This window comes from Microbacterium sp. (assembly GCF_036566905.1).
Classification (GTDB): Bacteria; Actinomycetota; Actinomycetes; order Actinomycetales; family Microbacteriaceae; genus Microbacterium.
In genome coordinates this window covers 1-3347 of record NZ_DATCVK010000134.1, presented here as the reverse complement: position 1 = coordinate 3347, position 3347 = coordinate 1, and the positions used below count along the sequence as shown (strand labels likewise).

Annotated in this window: 4 protein-coding genes; 2 read left to right on the top strand and 2 right to left on the bottom strand. The window is 69.8% G+C overall.

The genetic code is table 11. The annotated features are described in order from the left end of the window. Positions 1-975 (bottom strand): M28 family peptidase (locus tag VIP82_RS10460; RefSeq protein ID WP_331908282.1); only part of this gene is annotated, 975 nt, incomplete at its 3' end. A gap of 155 nt (positions 976-1130) precedes the next feature. On the opposite strand from VIP82_RS10460, the gene VIP82_RS10455 reads away from it, so the two are divergent. Next, the gene (locus tag VIP82_RS10455) at positions 1131-1946 is read left to right on the top strand and encodes a glycosyltransferase family 2 protein (RefSeq protein ID WP_331908280.1); all 816 of its coding nucleotides are present in this window, start codon (positions 1131-1133) and stop codon (positions 1944-1946) included. 33 nt (positions 1947-1979) lie between these two features. Here VIP82_RS10455 and VIP82_RS10450 read toward each other — a convergent pair whose 3' ends face one another. After that, a complete protein-coding gene (locus VIP82_RS10450; protein ID WP_414684655.1) occupies positions 1980-2984 on the bottom strand; it encodes an alpha/beta fold hydrolase in 1005 nt (334 codons plus the stop codon). A 138-nt stretch (positions 2985-3122) separates the two neighbouring features. Between VIP82_RS10450 and VIP82_RS10445 the strand changes: the two genes are divergently transcribed. Continuing rightward, positions 3123-3347 (top strand): thioredoxin family protein (locus VIP82_RS10445; protein ID WP_331908278.1); only part of this gene is annotated, 225 nt, incomplete at its 3' end.

Here is a 3347-nt window from a genome sequence, read left to right as displayed (position 1 = left end):
ACCCCACCAGGCGAGGCGCACGGTGTTCTGCGGCTCGAGCTTGGAGATGTTCTGGGCGAGCTCGAGGAGCGCCGCCGAACCGCTTCCGTTGTCGTTGATGCCGGGACCGGCCTGCACGGAGTCGAGGTGCGCACCGGCCATCACGACGTTGTCGTCGTTGAGTCCCGGAAGCTCCGCGATGACGTTCTTCTGCGGGCGCGACTGGGGCAGCGGCACCATCACGCGGGCGGTCGAGTCCGCCTGCGCGAGCGCGACGCCGTCGGCGAAGCTTCCACCGACTACGGGGATCCCCACGATGTCGTTGCCGCCGAGGGTGCCCGTGATGAGGCCCTCGCGATCGGGGCTGTTGCCCTGGTTGAAGATGACGACCGCTTCGGCACCGGCGGCCTCGGCGAAGATCGCCTTGACCGCGAAGTTGCACGCTCCACGCTGGATGAGCGCGATGTCGCTGTCGCCCGAGAAGTCGAGGCCGGCGAAGTCCGCCTCCTCGCACCCGCTCGTCGATGCCTGCGGCGGGTCGAGCGCGAGGTCGACCGGGATCACGGTGCCGATGACCTCGCCGTACCCCGTGCCCGTGAACGGGCCCGTGGGATAGGTCGCGACGACCGGCGACAGCTGCTCGAGCTCGGACGGCCCCACGTACGTGTACGGGAACTCATCGATCGACACGTTCCAGCCCGCGGCCGTCAGGGTGTCGACGACGTACTCGACGCTCGCGTCGTAGCCCGGAAGACCCGCGGCGCGATTTCCGCCGTTGGCGTCGGCGATCGCTTGGAGTTCGTCGAGATGCTCGACCACACCGTCGGCATTCACGCACTCCAGAAGTTTCGAGACGGTGTTGTTGTTGCGGTTGTCGCACTTCACGGCCGGAGCGGCGAACGCCGCGCCCGCCGGGACGAGTGCGATGGTGAAAGCCGCGGCCGTCGCGATGGCGACGGCTCGAGCTCGTTTGGAAAGTGGCGCAGATGGGTACATCGTCTTCCCTTCCATACGGGCGGCACCGGTTGACGCCCGACTTGCGGGAGAGCATATGCGGAGCCCATGCGCCGGCAATAGCCCCAATTCCACGATCGCCCGCAACACGCACGAACCGTGCGTCGCAGAGCGCTCCCGTGGCTAGACTCGCCGTGATGGGCACGATTTCGGTCATCATTCCGAGCTTGAACGACGCGGACTTCCTCGCCGCATGCCTCGACGCGCTCGCGAGCCAGACCCGGCGCCCCGACGAGATCATCGTCGTCGACAACGGCTCGACGGATGCCACGACCGACGTCGCCCTCGCCGCGGGCGCGCGAGTGGTGCACGAGCCCCTGCGCGGCATCTGGCCCGCGACGGCCGCAGGGTTCGACGCGGCATCCGGTGACCTCCTCGCTCGCCTCGACGCCGACTCGGTGCCAGCACCCGACTGGATCGCCGAGATCGAGCGGCGCATGGCCGCCTCGGATCGCCCCGCGGTCGTCACGAACGGCGGCACGTTCTACGGACGCAACTCCGTCGTGCGCTGGATCGCGCGCAACATCTACATCGGCGGCTACTTCACCGTGATCGGCGCGCTGCTCGGACATCCGCCCATCTTCGGCTCGAACTACGCAATGCGCGCCGACGTGTGGGCGCGGCTCCGCGACCTCGTGCACCGCGACCGAGCCGACGTGCACGACGACCTCGACCTCGCATGGTGGATGCAGCCCGGCATGACGGTCGTGCGCGACCGCCGCTTGCTCGTGGGTGTCTCGGCGCGCCCGTTCGACACGTTCGACGGTCTGGCACGACGAGTGCGCATGGCGTTCCACACGATGTCGGTCGAATCGCGGGAGTGGCCACCGCTCACCCGACGGGCCGAGCGACGCCGTGCGCCGGTCTGGGTGTGGGAGGCGAATGCATCGCCCTCGGATCTCGACGGCGCCGATGCGGTCGAGCCCGACGGAGAGGCGCCGCTGCCCGCGTGAGACGGGTTGCTGGCCGCCCGCCACCCGCAATGGCTACGGGGTGAGGTCGGTCGCCTCGAAGAGCCTGAGCATGTCGCGCACGAGCTGGTGCGGTGCCGTCTCGCACGGGCTGTGCCCCGTGGGATAGACCGACAGGTGGGCCCCGATCTCGCGCGCGAACCGCTCGTGCAGCTCACGCGGCCAGAGATCGTGTTCCCCGACCGCGACGAGCTTCGGAATCGTCGATGCGGCGAGCCCGGCCCGCAGGTCCGGTGTCTTCATCATGAGCGCGATGATGTCGTCGACGCTCTCGCGGCGCGTGAGCGCGAACCGATCGCGCACGAACTCGAGTCGGCGCGGCGGTACCCGGTTGAGGTTGTTGCGGATGCCCCAGAGCATGAGGCCCGCGCCCTGGCGCGGGGAGGTGAACGCACTGATCGGCCCGATGCGCTTGACCCCGCGGAACGACTGCCCGGGCTCGGGCGGTGCGCTCAGGAGCGTCAGGCTCGCGAACCGCTCGGGCCGCTCGAGCAGCGCGAGCTCGGCGAGGGTGCCGGCGAAGCTGTAGCCGAGCACGTGCGCGGGCGCCGTGCCGTCATCGAGCACCGCGAGGAAGTCGTCGAGGAAGAGCCGCTCGTCGTAGCGCTGCCGCGGCGGGCGGAGGTTCCACGGCCCTGCGCGCCACGACTCGTACTGGCCCGCGAGATCGAAGGACTCGACTCGGTACCCGGCCTCGGCGAAGAGGGGCATCATGAGCACGAAATCCTCTTTCGACCCCGTGGCGCCCGGCACCAGCACGATGCGGGGGGCCGACGGCGCCCCGAGGGCGACTCGTGCGAGCATGCCGCTCGGCGCCTCGAACATCGAGTGCTCGGCGCCTTCGGGGAACACCCGCCAGTCGAGGTCGGGGATCGCGTCGTCGGCCGCCCGTGCCGGATCCGACGGGTGCGCGGCCCCATGCGGACGCGCGACATCGACCGCGACCTCCGGTTCCGACGATTCGTCGGAGACCGAGCCGCGGCGACGGAACGAACCGAGCGCGCCTCCGAAAGCGACCACGCCTTCACGATACCGGCGCAGGCCCGCGGCGGCGCTGCATGCTCGCGTGCAATCCTGGTCGCGCGGCCGGGGCGAGCGCACAGCTCGCGCAGGGCGAACACCGAGCGCGCCCACAGCGACGCCGCATAGGCTTGCTGCATGGCTACCGTGGCGCTCACCCTGGACACCTTCGAGAAGACGATCCTCGAGGGAGGCACCGTCTTCGTCGACTTCTGGGCCGGATGGTGCGGCCCGTGCCTGCAGTTCGCGCCGAACTACGAGGCCGCCGCCGAGGCGAACCCCGACTTCACCTTCGCCAAGGTCGACACCGAAGACCAGCAGCAGCTCGCCGCGGCGATGAACATCACCTCGATCCCGACGATC

Coding starts and splice junctions, on each gene's coding strand:
- VIP82_RS10455 (WP_331908280.1), top strand. CDS start 1,131: ATGGGCACGATTTCGGTCATCATTCCGAGCTTGAACGACGCGGACTTC.